Annotated in this window: 15 protein-coding genes and 1 pseudogene; 11 read left to right on the plus strand and 5 right to left on the minus strand. The window is 71.2% G+C overall.

Annotated elements, in window-relative coordinates; all coding sequences use genetic code 11:
• The first annotated feature begins 138 nt into the window (after positions 1 to 138).
• A complete protein-coding gene (gene mptB, locus OO69_RS02415) occupies positions 139 to 1,533 on the plus strand; it encodes a polyprenol phosphomannose-dependent alpha 1,6 mannosyltransferase MptB (protein ID WP_033278617.1) in 1,395 nt (464 codons plus the stop codon).
• On the plus strand, positions 1,530 to 2,906 hold the full coding sequence (locus OO69_RS53685) for a glycosyltransferase 87 family protein (RefSeq protein ID WP_033278618.1): 1,377 nt from the start codon (positions 1,530 to 1,532) through the stop codon (positions 2,904 to 2,906). The genes mptB and OO69_RS53685 overlap by 4 nt, the downstream gene beginning before the upstream one ends.
• Before the next feature lie 59 nt (positions 2,907 to 2,965).
• Here the strand turns inward: OO69_RS53685 and OO69_RS49890 are convergent.
• The 3 genes and pseudogenes from OO69_RS49890 to OO69_RS02435 form a co-directional block, all read right to left on the minus strand.
• Positions 2,966 to 3,781: pseudogene (locus OO69_RS49890) on the minus strand (D-alanyl-D-alanine carboxypeptidase family protein); the annotation flags it as partial.
• Between the two features lie 147 nt (positions 3,782 to 3,928).
• Entirely contained in the window at positions 3,929 to 5,068 is a 1,140-nt protein-coding gene (rho, locus tag OO69_RS02430; RefSeq protein WP_033278620.1) for a transcription termination factor Rho, read from the minus strand.
• Positions 5,069 to 5,358: 290 nt separating this feature from the next.
• Positions 5,359 to 6,186, minus strand: a complete 828-nt coding sequence (locus OO69_RS02435) for a class I SAM-dependent methyltransferase (RefSeq protein ID WP_033278621.1) — start codon at positions 6,184 to 6,186, stop codon at positions 5,359 to 5,361.
• A gap of 167 nt (positions 6,187 to 6,353) precedes the next feature.
• Here OO69_RS02435 and OO69_RS02440 point away from each other — a divergent pair, with 167 nt between their 5' ends.
• The 6 genes from OO69_RS02440 (at position 6,354) to OO69_RS02465 (ending at position 11,565) form a co-directional block, all read left to right on the plus strand.
• Positions 6,354 to 7,124 (plus strand): SDR family NAD(P)-dependent oxidoreductase, encoded by a 771-nt coding sequence (locus OO69_RS02440; protein WP_078652262.1) that lies wholly within the window; start codon positions 6,354 to 6,356, stop codon positions 7,122 to 7,124.
• 6 nt (positions 7,125 to 7,130) lie between these two features.
• Positions 7,131 to 7,544: a VOC family protein gene (locus tag OO69_RS02445; RefSeq protein WP_033278622.1), complete on the plus strand. Its 414-nt coding sequence runs from the start codon at positions 7,131 to 7,133 to the stop codon at positions 7,542 to 7,544.
• Between the two features lie 11 nt (positions 7,545 to 7,555).
• Entirely contained in the window at positions 7,556 to 9,088 is a 1,533-nt protein-coding gene (locus tag OO69_RS02450) for an MFS transporter (protein WP_033278623.1), read from the plus strand.
• Positions 9,089 to 9,236: 148 nt separating this feature from the next.
• Entirely contained in the window at positions 9,237 to 9,974 is a 738-nt protein-coding gene (locus OO69_RS02455) for a nuclear transport factor 2 family protein (protein ID WP_033278624.1), read from the plus strand.
• A complete protein-coding gene (locus OO69_RS02460; RefSeq protein WP_033278625.1) occupies positions 9,971 to 10,312 on the plus strand; it encodes a YciI family protein in 342 nt (113 codons plus the stop codon). The genes OO69_RS02455 and OO69_RS02460 overlap by 4 nt, the downstream gene beginning before the upstream one ends.
• Positions 10,309 to 11,565 carry an RNA polymerase sigma factor gene (locus OO69_RS02465; protein WP_199810864.1) on the plus strand — a complete coding sequence of 419 codons (1,257 nt, stop codon included), beginning with the start codon at positions 10,309 to 10,311 and terminating at the stop codon, positions 11,563 to 11,565. Before OO69_RS02460 ends, OO69_RS02465 begins: the two co-directional genes overlap by 4 nt.
• A 178-nt stretch (positions 11,566 to 11,743) precedes the next feature.
• On the opposite strand, the gene OO69_RS02470 is transcribed toward OO69_RS02465, so the two are convergent.
• Positions 11,744 to 12,586, minus strand: a complete 843-nt coding sequence (locus tag OO69_RS02470) for a helix-turn-helix transcriptional regulator (RefSeq protein ID WP_033278626.1) — start codon at positions 12,584 to 12,586, stop codon at positions 11,744 to 11,746.
• 132 nt (positions 12,587 to 12,718) lie between these two features.
• On the opposite strand from OO69_RS02470, the gene OO69_RS02475 reads away from it, so the two are divergent.
• On the plus strand, positions 12,719 to 13,678 hold the full coding sequence (locus tag OO69_RS02475; RefSeq protein ID WP_033278627.1) for an NADP-dependent oxidoreductase: 960 nt from the start codon (positions 12,719 to 12,721) through the stop codon (positions 13,676 to 13,678).
• A gap of 10 nt (positions 13,679 to 13,688) precedes the next feature.
• Here the strand turns inward: OO69_RS02475 and OO69_RS02480 are convergent, their stop codons facing one another.
• Entirely contained in the window at positions 13,689 to 14,171 is a 483-nt protein-coding gene (locus OO69_RS02480; protein WP_033278628.1) for a MarR family winged helix-turn-helix transcriptional regulator, read from the minus strand.
• Positions 14,172 to 14,299: 128 nt separating this feature from the next.
• Between OO69_RS02480 and OO69_RS02485 the strand changes: the two genes are divergently transcribed.
• Positions 14,300 to 15,265, plus strand: coding sequence for a quinone oxidoreductase family protein (locus OO69_RS02485; RefSeq protein WP_078652263.1), 966 nt, complete (start codon positions 14,300 to 14,302; stop codon positions 15,263 to 15,265).
• Positions 15,266 to 15,320: 55 nt separating this feature from the next.
• Positions 15,321 to 17,120, plus strand: a complete 1,800-nt coding sequence (locus tag OO69_RS02490; RefSeq protein WP_033278629.1) for an FAD-dependent oxidoreductase — start codon at positions 15,321 to 15,323, stop codon at positions 17,118 to 17,120.
• The last annotated feature ends 27 nt before the right edge of the window (positions 17,121 to 17,147 follow it).

Consider the following 17,147-nt stretch of genomic DNA (forward strand, 5'->3'; position numbering starts at 1 on the left):
GAGGGGAGACCGGTCGCGGACAGAGAAATCATCGGTGCCGAGGGCGGATCACACGGAGGTCACGCGCAGTCCGCCGCACGGAGAGCGGCAGGTCGCTTTCCCGCCATCCGGCGTTGACACGCTTGGCGAGTGTTGGCCATGGCTTTTCCCGTCGATCTCCGCCGCTGCCAGGTACTCGGTCTGGCCGGTACCGCCGTCCTCGCCCTGGGCGGCGAGACGGCCGGGGCGCTGCCGGCCGCGGACCTCTTCTCCCCGGCCTCCGCGCAGGCCGCGCTCGGGCTGGTCGGGGTCTACTTCGGTGTCGTGCTGCTGATAGCGGCCTGGCTGCTGCTCGGGAAGCTGATCCGCAGCGCGGAACCGCCGACCCCGCGTTCCCTGTTCCTGGTCCTCGCCGTGTGGGCGTCCCCGCTGCTGCTCGCGCCGCCGCTGTTCAGCCGGGACGTCTACAGCTATCTCGCGCAGGGCGCCATGGTCGACGCCCACATGGACGTCTACGCGCACGGCCCGGCCACGCTCGGCGGGCCCCTCGCCGACGAGGTCGCCCCGCTGTGGCAGCACACGGGCGCGCCGTACGGCCCGGTGTTCCTCGCCGTGGCGTCGTGGCTGTCCGGACTGACCCGCGGCGAGCTGCCCGCCGGACTCTTCGGGATGCGGCTCGTCGCGCTCCTCGGGGTGGGCCTGATGGCCGCCGCGCTGCCCCGGCTCGCCCGGCACAGCGGCGCCGACCCGGCCGCCGCGCTCTGGCTCGGCGCCCTCAACCCGCTCGTCCTGCTCCACCTCGTCGCGGGCGCCCACAACGACGCGATCATGCTCGGGCTGCTCGGCGTCGGCCTGGTCGCCGCCCTGGGCCGCTGGCCGGTCCTGGGCGCCGTACTCGTCACGCTCGCCGCCCTGGTCAAGGCACCGGCCGCGCTCGGGCTCGCCGCGGTCGTGCTCCTCCAGATCCGCGCGGGCCACCGGCCGGCCAAGGCCGTCACGACGACCGTCGTCGCGTCCGCGGCCACCACGGTCGCGGCCACGGCCTTCGCGGGCACGGGCTACGGCTGGATCGGCGCCCTCGACACCCCCGTCTCGGCGCACAACTGGGCCCTCACCAGCCTCCTCGGCCGCGCCACCGGCGCCCTGCTGAAACACCTCGGCAGCGACCTCGCGCCCCTCGCGGTCCCGGCCTGGCACGCCCTCGGACTCGCGGTCACCGGCGCGGCCATCCTCGCCATATGGTTCCGGCTGCGCCCCAGCCCGGTCTACGCGCTCGGCCTGAGCCTCGCGGTCGTCGCCGCCTTCGGTCCGGCGATCCGCCCCTGGTACGCCCTGTGGGGCCTGTTCCTCATCGCCGCCGCCGCGCCCAGCACGTCCGTACGCCACCGGGTGGCCGCCGTGACCGGCGTCCTCGCCCTCGCCGTCCTGCCCAGCGGCGGCCCCGCCGACATCGGACAACTCGTGCTGGCCGTCTCCGGCGGCGTCCTCGCGATCGTCGTCCTCTGGCAGGCCCGCCAGGCGGCGGAGGCCCCGGCCCTGGGACGTACGGCATGAGAACACCCACCACCGACCGCGGCCGCGTCCTCCTGGTGCTGGCCCTCGCCGCCGTCGTCAGCGTCTTCACCGCGACCGTCCCGCTGCTCCGCGACTGGTTCGACCTGCGCGTCTACTACGGCACCGTCCACACCTGGCTCCACCACGGCGGCCGGATCTACGACTACCAGGTGCCCGGCACGACCTACGGCTTCACCTACCCCCCGTTCGCCGCCGTCAGCATGGCCCCGATGGGCTACCTCGGCCTCGGCACCGCGATCATCGCCGCACTCGTCCTCAACCTCACGGCTCTCGGCGTCGTGCTGCGCATCCTGGCCGGGCCCGGGTGGCGGCGCTACGGCTGGTTCGGGTGGGCGCTGGCGGCCTGCGGGCTGGCGCTGTTCGAGCCCTTGCGCGACACCTTCAGCTTCGGGCAGGTGAACCTCCTGCTGCTGGCCCTCGTCCTCGGCGACGGCTGGCTGCTCTCCACCGGCCGGGGCCGCTGGGCGGGCGTCGGCATCGGCCTCGCGGCGGCGATCAAGCTCACGCCGGCGCTGTTCATCGCCCTGTTGCTGCTGGCCAGACGCTGGAAAGCCGCCGCGGTGGCGACGGCGGTGGCGCTCGCGGCGACGGGGCTCGCGTTCCTCGTGGTCCCGGGCGCGTCGAAGTTCTACTGGACCGACGCGTTGTGGGACACGACGAGGGTGGGCCGCCTCGACTACGTCTCCAACCAGTCCCTGCAAGGCGTCCTGGCCCGGCTCGGCGAGACGGGCCGACCGTTGTGGGCGGCGGCTGTCGTCCTCGTACTGGCCGTGTGGGCGGTGCGGGCGCGCCATGCGATCGTCGTGGGGGACTGGACGGCCGCGTTCGCCCTGACCGGGCTGACCGCGTGTCTGATCAGCCCGATCACCTGGGTGCACCACCTGGTGTGGCTGCTGCCGGCCTTCGCCGTGCTGGTCCGCGCCGGGCACCCACGGATCGCGGGCGCCCTCTACGCGCTGATGTGCACGAGCGTCGTGTGGCTGTGGTTCGACGACTCCTCGGGCATCGACGGCTTCCTCGGCAGCAACACGTACACCTGGATCACGCTCGGCCTGCTGCTGTGGCTGCCGACGGGTCAGACCGGCGGGAGCCGCCTGATCCTGAGCCGGATCGCGGCCACCACCGCGCCCGCGCCGAGCAGGGCCGCGGCCACGATCGTCGCGGTCTCCGCCCAGCCGGGTCCTTCGTCGGGTACGACCGCTGCGGCCACCGGCACCGCCGAGGGACCCGGCCTCGGCCTGGCCCGCAAGGCGTCCAGCGAGCCCACCGGATCGACCCGCCCGGCCGCCGCGAAGCCCCAGTCGAGCAGCTCGCGTGCCTCCTCGTACACGGTGAAACCGCCGCCCGCCTGAGGGTTCATCACCGTGACGACGAGCGACCGGCCGCCCCGACGCGCCGCGGCGACAAGGGTGTTGCCGGCGTGCGTGGTGTAGCCGTTCTTCACCCCGATGATCCCCGGATACCGCTCGACGCCGTCGTTGCCGGTCAGTAGCCGGTTGGTGTTCTGGATGCCGTACGACGATCCCTCGCCCGGGAACTGGGCCTCGGCGGTGGAGCAGTAGCGGGCGAAGTCCGCGTTGCGCAGTCCGGCTCGGCCGAACACCGCGAGGTCGTAGGCGGAGGACACCTGGCCGTCGGTGTCGTAGCCGTCCGGTGAGATGACGTGGGTGTCGAGGGCGCCGAGGGTGCGGGCCTTGGCCTGCATGCGGGTGGCCGTGGTTTCCCAGCCGCCGTTGAGGGAGGCGAGGACGTGTACGGCGTCGTTGCCGGAGTTGAGGAAGACTCCGCGCCACAGGTCTGCGACGCGGTAGGTGTGGCCCTCCTCTACGCCGACGAGGCTGCTGCCTTCGCCGATGCCTGCCAGGTCTTGTTCGCTGACTCGGTGTTGGATTCCTCCGGGGAGTGCGGGGAGGACGGTCAGGGCGAACAGGGTCTTCAGGGTGCTGGCGGGTGGGAGTTTGCGGTGTGAGTCGTGGGCGGCGAGGACTTCGCCGGTGTGGGCGTCGGCCACGAGCCATGACAGGGCGGAGATGTCCGGGACGGTGGGGGCGCCAGGGTGTGGTCTGACCTGGGTTTCGGGGTGGTTCAGGAGTGCGGGTGGGGGTGTTGCTGTGCCGGGATCCGTCCCGGTGTTGGCGGTCGCCGCGATGGGGGTGAACGCGAGGACGCCCGCGAGGCAGAGGGTGCAGGCCGACACGGTGATCCGGGGTGGGAATCCGATTGTCATACCGCAAACGTAGGAACGGAGATGTCGTCGGGGGTGCTGGCGGGGCCGTGCGGGGTTCGTCAGCACCCGGATGCGCTAGTGATTCGTCTGCGGGCCGGTGGGGGCTGGTCGCGCAGTTCCCCGCGCCCCTAGGGGATGCGGCTCGGGTCAGTTGGAAGGCAGCGTGGGTTGGATCTGGCGTAGGAACGTTGCGTTGTCCGGGGTTTCTCGCATGCGCTCCAGCAGGGTTTCCAGGCCGGCCTGGGCGTCCCTGTTCTGGAGGACTCGGCGGAGGCCTCGTACCGCTGTCAACTCGGCCGGAGTGAGGAGGAGTTCCTCTCGGCGGGTGCCGGACGGGGTGATCTCGATGGCCGGGAAGATGCGGCGGGAGGCCAGGTCGCGGCTGAGGCGGAGTTCCATGTTGCCGGTGCTCTTGAGTTCCTCGAAGTAGACGTTGTCGGCGAGGGAGCCGGTCTCCACCAGTGCGGTGGCGAGGATGGTGAGGGAGCCGCCTTCCTCGGCCAGGCGGGCGGCGCCGAAGAACTTCTTCGGGCCGATCAGCGCGGTCGTGTCGACACCGCCGCTGAGGGTACGGCCACCGGACGCGGCCGCGTTGTTGTGCGCCCGGCAGAGGCGGGTCAGGGAGTCGAGGAGGATCACTACGTCCTCGCCCGCCTCGACGAGCCGCTTCGCCCGCTCGATCACGAGCTCGGCCAGCGCGATGTGCTGCTTGGGGGCCTTGTCGAAGGTGGAGGCGTACACCTCGCCGCGCACGGAGCGCCGCATGTCGGTGACCTCCTCGGGCCGCTCGTCGAGCAGGACAACCATGAGGCGGGCCTCGGGGTGGTTTCCGGCGACGGCTGCCGCGATCTGCTGGAGCAGTACGGTTTTGCCGGTCTTCGGCGGGGCCACGATCAGGCCGCGCTGGCCCTTGCCGACGGGGGCGATCAGGTCGGCGATGCGTCCGGTCAGGCCGGCCGCCGGGTGTTCGAGGTGCAGCCGCTCACGCGGGTGCAGCGGGGTGAGGTCACGGAAGTGGCGTCGGCCGCGCAGTTCGGCGGGCGTGCGCCCGTTGACGAACGCGACCTCGGTCAGGGCGCGTTGGCCGCCGCGGACGCCTTCCACTAGGTCGCCCTTGCGCAGGCCGTGTCGGCGGATCAGCGCGGGGGAGACCTGGAGGTCGGTGGGCGTGGGCTGGCAGTTCAGCGCCCGCAGGTGCCCCTTCCCGTTGCCGTCGATGTCGAGGACACCGGTGGCGGTCTGGACGCGGGGCTGTTCCTGTACTGGGGGTTCGAGTGTGGTGGTCATGATGGGTGGTCCTTTCAAGGACGGGATGCATGGGTCATGCGGAAGGAAGGGGGGAGAAGCCGCAGGTGGAGGGCGGACAAGCGCTCCTCGGGGCGGCGGGGAACATCACCTCGGGTGCGGCGGAAAAACGCCGATCACGAAGTGGTGTGGAGAAGCCGGTGTGCCGGTCGGAATCGACGGGCTGTTCGGCGGGAGAGAAGTGTTTCTGGCACCGGCGCCCAAGACGGGGCGTGCACAAGTGCTGACCGCACCGTAGCACACCCGGTGCGGTTCTGGGTGTGACGTAGGGCTCAGCGACTCGCCAGGAGGCCGTACAGGAGGGGGATCCGGGGCTCGGGCAGGCGCCACCAGCCGGTCTCGGTCCGGACCATCTGCGGCCAGCGAGGCCACGGCAGTTCGTCGCTCTCGCGAAGGCGCCGGATGTTCAGTCCCGCTGTCGTTAACGCGTTGATTGCCTCGTCTATTCCGTGCATCCACTCGTAGCTGTCGGTCGCCCCGGCCACGGCCGGTCCGTCGGTGTACGTGAACGTCGCGTCCCGGTGCACCGGGCCCCCGCCGCCCAGGTAGTCGTGGCGCAGGAGCAGTTCCGGTCCCTCGCCCTGAGCCGGTTTCGGGCCGAGTGAGTTGAGCAGGGGATGGAACTCGACGATGTACAACAGGCCGCCGGGGCGCAGGAGTTGGGCGACCGTGTCCGCCCAGCGCGGGAGGTCGGGCAGGTAGCACAGGGCGCCCTTGCCGGTGTAAACGACGTCGAACTGCCGTTGCCCCAGGGCCTCCACGGCGTCGTACACGTTCGCCTGTACGTAGTCGACGTCGAGGCCCGCCTTCGCCGCGATGGCGTTCGCTGCCGTCACCGATGCCTCGGAGAAGTCGAGGCCCGTGGCCCGCGCCCCGCGCTGCGCGAACGCGAGGGTCTCGGTGCCGAGGTGGCACTGGAGGTGCAGGACGTCCCGGTCCGTCAGGTCGCCGAGGTCGTCCCACTCGAAGGACGCGAACCAGCGGTCCGGGTCCGGGTCGCCGTCGAGGCCGTAGAACCGGCTGGCGAGGTGGACGGGGGTGCGGGCGTCCCAGTTCGCCTGGTTGGCGCGCATCAGGCGGGTCTGGTCGTCGGTGCTCATGGGGACATCCTGCCGTGAGGCCGTGAGGAGTTCCGGGCTTCGCGCCTCATACCAGCCATACGAACCCCCGATGGCCCTTCATCGACCCATTTCTTGTTCTCGCCAATGGCCGTACCTACGCTGCCACCACCGCACCACGGCGGCACGGGACAAGGGACTTGGCAATCATGGGTCGACTGGCCGGGAAAATCGCTTTCATCAGTGGAACGGGGGCGGGAATTGGGCGGGCCGCGGCGCTGGTATTCGCGGCGGAGGGCGCTGAAGTCTTCGGTTGTGACATTGACGAGGACGGTGCGGCCGAGACCGTGGAACTCGTCGAAAAGGCCGGCGGAACCATGCGGTCCCTGGCTCCAGTTGACCTGTCCACCCAGGACGGTGCCCAAGAGTGGATCGAGGCCGGGATCGCGGCCTTCGGCGGGATCGACGTCCTCTACAACAACGCCTCGGCGCTGCGGAACGGGCCGTTCGGGACGATGCCTGCCGAGGACTGGTACTTCACCATCAAGAACGAGCTGGACATCCCCTACTTCTGCACGCAGGCGGCCTGGCCGCACCTGATCGCGCGGGGTGGCGGGGCCGTGCTCAACGTGGCGTCCGTGGCCGCCGTACGCGGGGCGCCGTTCATGCCGATGGTGCCCCACGGGGCCGCCAAAGGAGGGGTGTTGGCGATGAGCCTGCACCTGTGCGCGGCCGGCGCTCCGCATCGCATCCGGGTCAACACCATCGCGCCCGGCATGACCCGCACCTCCGCCACCGCGCCCTTCCTCGACGATCCGGCCGGTCCCAAGGCGCAGTTGGAGGCGCGCATCCCGGTCGGGCGGGTGGGGCAGCCCGAGGACATCGCGCGGGCCGCCGCGTTCCTCTGTTCCGACGAGGCGGCCTTCGTCAACGGCGCCAACCTCATGGTCGACGGCGGCGACAGCGCGATGGCGGGCTGAGCCGCCGTGACCACCCGACTCGACCACGTGGGCGTCAACGTACGGGATCTCGCGGCCCAAGTCGCCTGGTACCAGGGCGCGTTCGGGCTCAAGACCGTCTTCGAGTTCCGCCTCGAAGGCCCCGGTCTGCGCGGTGTCGTCCTGGAGCATCCGCGGGGCTGGCGGATCGAGTTGCTCGCCAGACCCGGTTCCGCCCCCGGCCTGCGCGCGCCGGACCCGCTGACCGCCGCCCTCACCGAGGGATACGGGCACTTCGCGGTCACCACCCCCGAACTCGACCCCGTCCACGGCGCGTTGGTGGCCCATGGAGCGGGCGAGGTCATGGCACCCGGGCCGTCCCCCGAGCCCGGAGTGCGGATGGCCTGGGTCAGTGACCCCGAGGGAAATCTCATCGAACTCATAGAGAAAAACGCAGAGTGAGGGCACGCACGATGACGGATTCGACCTCCTTGAAAAGACTGGACCCCGGAACGCTCATAGCGTGCTGTCTCGCGGTCGCGGCGGCACAGTTGTGCATTACGGTTCCCTCGCCCATCAACGGAGAAATTCAGGCCGCATTCGGTGCGTCGGGTTCCCAGGTCGCCTGGGTCACCTCCGCGTTCATTCTCCCCACCGCCATTCTGGAACTGAATTTCGGTGTGGTCGGCGATCTCTTCGGGCGCAAGCGGTTGTTGGTGCTCGGCGGGCTCGTCCTGGCGCTCGGTGAACTCCTCAACTCCACCTCGCAGAACATCACCATGATGTGGACCGGGCAGGCCCTGGCCGGCATCGGCGCCGCCGCCCTGTTCCCCAGCTCCCTCGCGGTCATCGCGGCGGCCACACCCGACGGCAAGGACCGGGCGAAAGCCGTCTCCACCTGGGCCCTGTCGATCTCGCTCGCCTCCGCGCTCGGCCCGCTGTCCTCCGGGATCCTCGCCACGGTCGCCGACTTCCGCTGGGCGTTCGTACCGCCGGTCGTCCTGGGTCTCGTTGTCGCGGTCACCTCGTGGAAGCTCGTCACCGACTCGAAGGCGCCCGAGGGACGTGCACTCGACTGGCCGGGGCAGATCACCATCGCCGTCGGCCTGACCGCCCTGCTCTGGGGCATCATCGAGGGCGGCGACCGCGGCTGGGGCAGCGCGGCGATCGTCGGCTCGCTGGCCCTGGCGGCCGTCGCGCTCGCCGGGTTCGTCGTCGCGGAGACCCGCGCGGCCTCGCCGATGTTCAACCTCGACCTGCTGAAGATCCCGTCCTTCGCGGCGGCGGCAGTCGTCGCCCTGGCCGGCATGTTCGGCTTCATCGGCACCGCCTACTGCGTCTCGATCCGCCTCGGCGCGGTCATGCACCTGAGCGCGCTGCGGGCCGGAATGCCGTTCGTGATCCTGCAGTTGATCCCGCTGCTGCTCGCGCCGGTGCTCAGCCGGATGCTGACGAAGATCGACGCCCGCTGGCTGCTGATGGGCGGGTTGCTGCCCATGGCCGCCGGACAGTTCTGGATCGCCGCACTGCCCATCACCACCACCTCCCTCGCGGCCTTCATCGGCCCGGTGCTGCTGCTCGGCATCGGCTTCATCTGTGTGGTGTCCTCGCTGACCTCCGCCGCCGTGAACGCCGTACCGATCAACATGACCGGCATGGCCAGCGGCGCGACCAGCCTGGTCCGCGAGTTCGGGCAGGGGCTCGGCCCGGCCGTGATCTCCACGATCGCGATGAGCCTCGCGTCCTCCGCCCTCGTCGGCAAGCTCAGCGGGGCCGACGCGGGCATGGAGAAGGCGGCCGGTCCGCTCGCCGTCGTGAACGCGGGCAGCGCCCAGGCCAAGGCCGCCGCGCAGACCGCGCTCGGCCACGGCATGGCCATTGGCGTGGTGATCTGCGGCTGCGCCTCGCTGCTGGGCGCGGTGGTCACCCTGCTGCTGGTGCGCAAGAACACCGAGCGCGCGGTGGTGGGGGCGGGGGAGCCGTCGGTGCAGGCTGCCACCGCATGACAGGCGAGTTAGGGACGGAGAGGTTGGGGCCGACGCCCCGGCCTCTCCGTGTTTTTTGGATGCGTGTTTTTTCTTCGCGGGGTGTCGATCCGGTTCGGTCGCGTTCGTCGGTGGGGTGTAGGAAGCTCATCGAGGACCGGGAGGACCCATGAAATACATGCTGCTCGTGTGCGGCGACGACACTGCCGACGGCTCGGGGATGGCACCCGTGGAACCCTGGGTGGAGGAGCTCGGCGACCGGAACGTACGGCTGCACGGGCACCGGCTCGCGAAGCCCGCCGACGCCGTCACCGTGCGGGTGCGCGGCGGCGAGGTGCTGCGTACCGACGGGCCGTTCGCGGAGACCAAGGAGTACGTCGCCGGGTTCGACATCCTGGAGTGCGACACCCTGGAGGAGGCCGTCGAGGCCGCCGCCAAACACCCCGTGGCCACCATCGGCGCGATGGAAGTCCGCCCCTTCTGGCCGATGGACGGCGAGGAGGAGGGCGAGCCCGAGATCCGCGCGCTCGACGCCGAACTGACCGACGCCGCCCGCGCACGGGACGTCGACCGCGTCGTCGCCTGCTACGCCCCGGACGTGGAGGCCTTCCACTTCACCACCGGCCTGGAAGCGCACGGCATCGACGCCTTCCGCAAGGCCATGGACGGCGTGTTCGCCAGCGTCACCGGACCGGTGATCCGCGAGGTCCTGGAGTTCCGCGTCCGCGTCGACGAGTCCATCGCCTTCGGTAACGCCCTCGTCCGGCTGCGCGGCACCCTTGCCGGCGGCGAGCCGCTGGACGACGCCCTGCGCGTGACCACCGGCTACCGCAACGCCGGCCTGCGCTGGCAGATCGTCCACGAACACGTCTCGGTCGCGGCCGTGAAGAACGAGGAGGGGTCATGAAGTACGCCCTGCTCATCTGCACCCCCGTCGGCGGCGAGGAACTCAGCCCCGAGGAGATCGCCGACGATCCCCGCTTCACCTCGTACATCGAGGAGGTCCGCGGCCGTGGCCTCATGCGCGGCGGGGCGAGGCTGCGGCCGCCCACGGACGCCACCACCGTGCGTGTCCAGGGCGATGAAGTCCTGCTCAGCGACGGGCCGTTCGTCGAGTCCAAGGAGTACGTCGCCGGTATCGACATCATCGAGGTCGCCGACCTCGACGAGGCGATCTCGCTGGCCTCCCGGCATCCCGCCGCGCTCGGCGGCGGCTCGGTCGAGGTGCGGCCGGTCTGGGAGTGAACGTGCCGGACGTCGAGGGCGCGGTCGCCGCCGCCTTCCGCGAGGAGTGGGGCCAGGTCGTCGCCACCCTGATCCGGGTGACCGGCGACTGGGACCTCGCGGAGGAGTGCGCGCAGGACGCCTTCGCCCAGGCGCTCGACCGGTGGCGGCGCGACGGCATCCCGCGCCGCCCCGGAGCCTGGCTGACCACCACCGCCCGCAACCGCGCCCTCGACGTCCTGCGCCGGGAGGCGGTCGGGGCGGCGAAACTGCGGGAGGTCGCGGTGCTGGGGCGGGACGAGGGACCGTACGACCCGGAGTACGACGGTGACGACAGCGGCGTCGAGGACGACCGGCTGCGGCTGGTCTTCACCTGCTGCCACCCGGCGCTGCCGATCGAGGCCCGGGTCGCCCTGACCCTGCGTACCCTCGCGGGCCTGACCACAGCCGAGATCGCCCGTGCCTTCCTCGTCCCCGAGGCGACCATGGCGCAACGGCTCGTGCGCGCCAAGAAGAAGATCCGCAACGCCGGTATCCCGTACCGGGTGCCGCCCGCGCATCTGCTGCCCGAGCGGACGACGGGCGTCCTGGGGGTCGTCTATCTCCTCTTCAACGAGGGCTACGCGGCCACGTCCGGCGCCGAGTTGGTGCGGACGAACCTGTGCGCCGAGGCGATCCGCCTGGCCCGGGTGCTGGCCCGCCTGATGCCGGACGAGCCCGAAGTCCTCGGCCTGCTGGCCCTGTTGCTGCTGCACGACGCCCGCCGCGGCACGCGCGTGGACGCGGCGGGGGAGTTGGTGACCCTGGAGGACCAGGACCGTACGGCGTGGGACCGGGCCGAAGTCGACGAGGGCGCCGCCTTGTTGGAGACCGCGCTGCGCCGGGGCCGCCCCGGGCCGTACCAGATCCAGGCCGCCATCGCCGCCTGCCACACCACCGCGCCTACCGCCGAGGACACCGACTGGGCCGATATCGCGGGCCTGTACGGCGAGTTGGAGCGCCTGGTGCCGTCGGCGGTGGTGCGCCTGAACCGGGCGGTGGCCGTGGGTATGGCCCAACACCCCGACGCGGGGCTGGAGTTGGTGGCCGAGTTGGAGCGGTCGGGTGAACTCGCCGACTACCACCTGCTGCCCGCGACCCGAGCCGATCTGCTGCGCCGCAGCGGACGTACGGCGGAGGCGGCCGCCGCGTACGAACTGGCCCTGGAATGGGTGGAGAACGCGGCCGAGCGCAGATTTCTGGAGCGGCGGCTCGCGGAGTGTCGATCCGTGTAGGGGCCGTTCGTCGGTGGGGTGAACACAGCCCACCGCACCGGAGGTTCCGATGACCGTCCTTGTACTCCTGCGCCGCGTACGGCAGTTCCTGGCCCGGCTCGCGGCCGAGGAACCGGAACCCGGGACGCCTGAGCCCTGGCTCGCGGCGCTCCGGGTTCGTGGTTGAGGGAGGCCGGCCTCAGCGGACGTCGAGCAGACCCGCGAGGAGTTGGAGTCGCTCGGCGTCGAGGCTGCCCTCGGCCGCGGTGCAGACCATGAGCGCGGGGCCGGGGTTGCCCGGTATCGGGTAGGCGTCCCAGTCCAGGTTCAGTTCGCCGACCCGGGGGTGGTCGAGGCGCATCTGCCCGCGGGTCGGTTCCTCCACGTCGTGGAGGGCCCACAGGGCCGCGAACTCGTCGCTGCGGACGGCGAGTTCACCGACCAGCTCGACGGCGCGCGGGTTCCCCGGGTCGGCGGCGACCTGGGTCCGCAGCATCCCGATCAGCTCCGCGACGGTGGCCGCCCGGTTCGGGCAGGTCCGGTCGGCCTGGGGGTGCAGGAACAGTGCCAGCAGGTTCCGTTCCTTCTGGGGCTGGCGGGTGAAGTCGCCCAGCAGGGCGCCGCCGAGCGGGTTCCAGGCCAGCACGTCCAGGAAACGGCCGACGACTAGCGCGGGCGCGGTCATGCCGTTCAGCAGTCGTAGCGTGGTGTCCGGAACCTCCTCCGGCTCGTACGAACGCGGCGGCTGGACCGGGTTGCGTGCGGCGGCGGCGAGGCTGTGCAGGTGGCGGGTCTCCTCGGCGGAGAAGTCGAGGGCGCGCGCGAGGGCGTCCAGGACCTGTTCGGAGGGGCGTACGTCGCGGCCCTGCTCCATGCGCTGGTAGTAGTCCGAACTCACCCCCGCCAGCAGGGCCAGCTCCTCGCGCCGCAGTCCCGCGACGCGCCGCCGCGGGCCGGGTTCCAGACCGACGTCCTCTGGTCGGAGCCGAGTTCGGCGGGTGCGCAGGAACTCCGCGAGTTCGCGTCGGGCATCGTCGCTCATGGCGTCAGTATGCCGTCGGTGCGGCGCGCGAGGGTGGGTCTGCCAGACCCAGGAAAAGGAGAACGACCGTGATGTCGCGTGCGGGGTCCACGATCGGATCAATCACACAGCGGGCCACGGAAGGACAGCGCCATGAAGGCCGTTCAGATCACGAGTTTCGGTACTGCGGACGTTCTGCGGGTCAATGAAGTGGATCGTCCCGCTCCTGGCTCGGGTGAGGTGCTGGTGTCGGTCGAGGCCTCCAGCGTGAACGGGCACGATGTGATCGTCCGGTCGGGGGAGTTGAAGATGGTGTCGGGGCGCCGCTTCCCGATCGGCGTGGGGCTGGACTTCGCCGGCGTCGTCGCCGCGACCGGCGCCGGCGTCGAGGGTTACCGGGTCGGGGACCGGGTGTGGGGCATGGTCCATCCCCGGCAGAAGCACTCCGTCGCCGGGGCGGCCGAGTATGTCGTGGTCTCCGCGGAGCGGATCTCGCACGCCCCTGCCGACCTCTCCTCGGTCGAGGCGGCCGCCCTGGTCGTCGCGGGGTCCACGGCGCTGATCGCGCTGCGCGACAGCGTGCGCCTGGTGAGCGGCGAGAAGGTCCTGGTCCGGGGCGCGGCCGGCGGAGTCGGCACGGCCGCCGTGCAGTTGGCGCACGCGATGGGCGGCCATGTGACCGCGCTGGCCCGCGACCGCCACGCCAAGATCCTCACCGACCTCGGTGCCGACGAGGTGCTGGACTACGGCTCCACCACGTCGGACCAGATCGGGCCGTTCGACGTCATCGTCGACACCGTCGGCACCGAACTGCACTGCTACCGCGGCCGGTTGGCCAAGGGCGGCCGGATGGTCACCGTCGGACTGTCCCCGTCCGCCATCGCCGCGATCGCCGCGTCGAGCGTGCACGGCTCCCGCCGCATCCGCACCTTCAGCGCCAACCCCGAGACCCCCGTGCTGCGCGATGTGGCCGACCGTGTCACCTCGGGCGCGCTGCGCCCGGTGATCGACAGTGTCTACCCGCTCGCGGACATCGCCGCGGCGCACCAGGCGTTCGAGCGCGGCGGCGTCGTGGGCAAGCACGTGGTGACCGTGCCGCGCGGCTCCGCCTGACGGAGTCCGGTCAGCGGGGATCGGTGCGCAGGTCGATGCCCCGGACGTGGGCGTCGGCGGTCACGATCCGCGTCGCCATGCGCGACAGCCGCTTCCGGTCGGTTCCGGGAAGCGGCTCGACACACCGCTCGATCCGCTCGGCGAACTGAGCGGCGACCTGCTCCACGAGCTGCCGCCCGGTGTCGGTGATCGACACCTGGAACGAACGCCGGTCGACGGTGCTGGGCGTACGGGTGACCAGGCCCCGGCGCTGGGCGCGGTCGACGAGGCCGGTGATCGAGGACTTGTCGAGGCCGAGGTGGCGGCCGAGTTCGTTCATCGTCGGTTCGCGGTCCCGCAGTATCCCGAGCAGCCGAGTCTGGGTGACCGAGAGGTCGTGCTCCCCGGCGAGTTCGGCCAGCGCGTTCTGCACCAGGAACGACAACTGGGCGAGGGCGTCGACCAGGCCGAGGTCCTCGATCGGCGGGGGCGGGGTGTCGTGCGCTGAGGTCATGTCCCGGATTCTACTTGCAAAGGTACGTGGCACCTACTAATTTGATTGGTGTCACGTACTAAAACGTTCGTGGCGCCCACTAATCCCCTCGCGCCCTGTGCCCTGGATCCGATCCGAGGAGTCCTTTCATGGACATCAACGCCGCCGTCGTCAGCTCGTTCGGCACCCCGCCCCGCTACGAGCCCTTCGACCTGCCCGCGCCGACCGACGAGGACCAGGAGATCGTCGACGTCCTCGCCGTGGGCCTGCACCCCCGAGTCCGCACCGGCGCGTCGGGCAACCACTACACCAGCACCGGCAAGCTGCCGCTGGTCCCAGGCGTCGACGGGGTCGGCCGCCGTGCGGACGGGCGCCTGGTGTACTTCGTCGCCGACGACGAACTGGTCGGCCCGATGGCCACCCGCACCGTCATCGACAGCCGGCACAGCATCCCGCTCCCCGACGGCGCGGACGTCGTGAAGATCGCCGCCGCGATGAACCCGGCCATGTCGTCCTGGGTCGCGCTGCGCCGCCGCGTCCCCATCGAGGCCGGGCAGTCGGTGCTGATCCTCGGCGCCACCGGCAACGCCGGACAGATGGCCGTGCAGGTCGCCAAGCGGCTCGGCGCCGGGCGGGTCGTCGGTGCCGGACGCGACCAGGCCCGGCTGGCCACCCTCGCGGGGCTCGGCGCGGACGCGACCGTCGCGCTCACCGACGACGCCGAGGCCACCGCGACAGAGCTGGCCAAGGAGGCCGCCGAAGTCGACCTGGTCATCGACTACTTGTGGGGCAAGCCGGCCGGTGACGCGATCATGGCGCTGCTGCGGGCCCGCGCCGACCGGAGCCGCGCCCTGAACTGGATCCAGATCGGCGCCATGGCGGGCCCGACCATCGAACTCCCGTCAGTGGCACTGCGTTCGGCGAACTTCCGCCTCCAGGGCAACGGCCAGGGTGCCGTCTCGACCAGGACGTACCTGGAGGAACTCCCGTCCCTGGTCGAGGAGATCGAGAGCGGCGGCATCGCGGTCACCGCGCAGGCGGTACCCCTCTCCGAGGTCGAGGGCGCCTGGAACGCGCCCGAGGTCCCGGGCGTACGCACCGTCCTCGTGTCCTGAACTCGCCCCGACCGTCGTGCAGTTCGTCCGGGAATTATCCAAGGAGCTCGAATCCATGTCCCCCACCACAGACACCGACGTCATCATCTGCGGCACCGGCGCCGCCGGTCTGACCCTCGCCCTCGACCTCGCCCGCAGGAACATCGCCTTCCTGCTGATCGACAAGGCGCCGCAGTCGTTCGTCGGTTCGCGCGGCAAGGGCATCCAGCCCCGCAGCCAAGAGGTGTTCGAGGACCTTGGGGTGATCGACCGGATCGTCGCCTCCGGCGGTGAGTATCCCGTCCAGCGCGTCTACACCGCCGACGGGCCCATCGACCAGGTCGGCGTGGAGATGTCGGAGCCGACGCCCGAGGAGCCGTACCAAATACCCCTGCTCGTCCCGCAGTTCCTCACCGAGCGCCGGCTGCGCGAACGCCTCGCCGAGCTGGGTCACGCCCCGCACTACGGCCACGAACTCGTCGGCTTCGACCAGGACGGCGACGGCGTGACCGCGCGCATCGCCACCCCGGACGGCGAACAGGCCGTACGCGCAAGGTACTTGATCGGTGCCGACGGCGGATCGAGCTTCGTCCGCAAGGCGCTCGGGATCGGCTTCCCCGGCAAGACCCTCGGCGTGCGGGCGATCGTGGCCGACGTGTACGTGGACGGCGTCTCGACGGACGCCTGGCACCGCTGGGGCGAGGACACCGCCGGACAGGTGTCGATGTGCCCGCTGTACGGCACCGACATGTTCCAACTCCAGGCCCCCGTACCCTTCGACGTCGACCTGGACCTCTCGGCCGAGGGGCTCACCGCATTCTTCCGTGAACGCACCGGCCGCGACGACGTCGTGATCCGCTCCGTGTCCTGGGCGTCCGCGTTCCAGATGAACGCCCGGCTCGCCGACACCTACCGGCAGGGGCGCGTGTTCCTGACCGGGGACGCGGCGCACTGCCACCCGCCGACCGGTGGACAGGGCCTCAACACCAGTGTCCAGGACGCCTACAACCTGGGCTGGAAGCTCGCCGCCGTGCTCGGCGGCGCCCCGGATTCCTTGCTGGAGACGTACGAGCAGGAACGCCGGCCCATCGCCGAAGCCGTCCTCGGTCTGTCCGAGAAGCTGCTCGAAGCGGCCAAGAACCGTGACATCCACCGGGGCCGCGAGGTCAGCCAGCTCGACCTCGGCTACCTGAACTCGCCCCTGTCGCTGCACACTTCGGCGCGCGACAAGGGCGTACTGGCCGGCGACCGCGCGCCCGACTCGCCCGTGACCGGCGCGGGCGGCCTCCCCACCCGCCTGTTCAGCCTGTTCCAAGGGCCGCACTGGACCCTCCTCGGCCACGACGTCGACGAGGCCTCGGCCCCAACACCGCGCCCCGGCCTGCACATCCACACCATCGGCACCCGGGGCGACATCATCGACAGCGGCGACCGCGTCCAGAACGCCTACGGACTGTCCGCCGAGCAGTGGGTGCTCGTCCGCCCGGACGGATACGTCGCGGCCGTGGTCGACACCGCCGAACTCCCCGCCGTAGAAGCCTATTTGGACACCGTCGGCGTCCGCCCCCTCGCGGCGACGCGACCCCCCACCACGGAAGCGAGCACCGACATGCCCACAGAGACTTCCTCCGACAGCACCGGCACTCCCCGCACCCGACGGGAGCACCGGCAGGCCCGGAGCGCCGCCGAGCAGCGGCTCGCCACCGCCCAGCGCGAACTCCACCAGCTCTCGCGCCAGGTCCAGCGCGACCTGCGCAGCGTCCGACGGCACGGCGAGACGACCGCCATCGTCGCCCGCTCGAACTTCGCCGAACTCGCGGTCAAGAGCATCAACCGGCTGACCGCCAACTTTCGCACCGACCGCACCGATCAGTAGCCCCTCGCTCCTCACCCACGACGGCCG

Source organism: Streptomyces sp. NRRL F-525 (assembly GCF_000716605.1).
GTDB lineage: Bacteria > Actinomycetota > Actinomycetes > Streptomycetales > Streptomycetaceae > Streptomyces.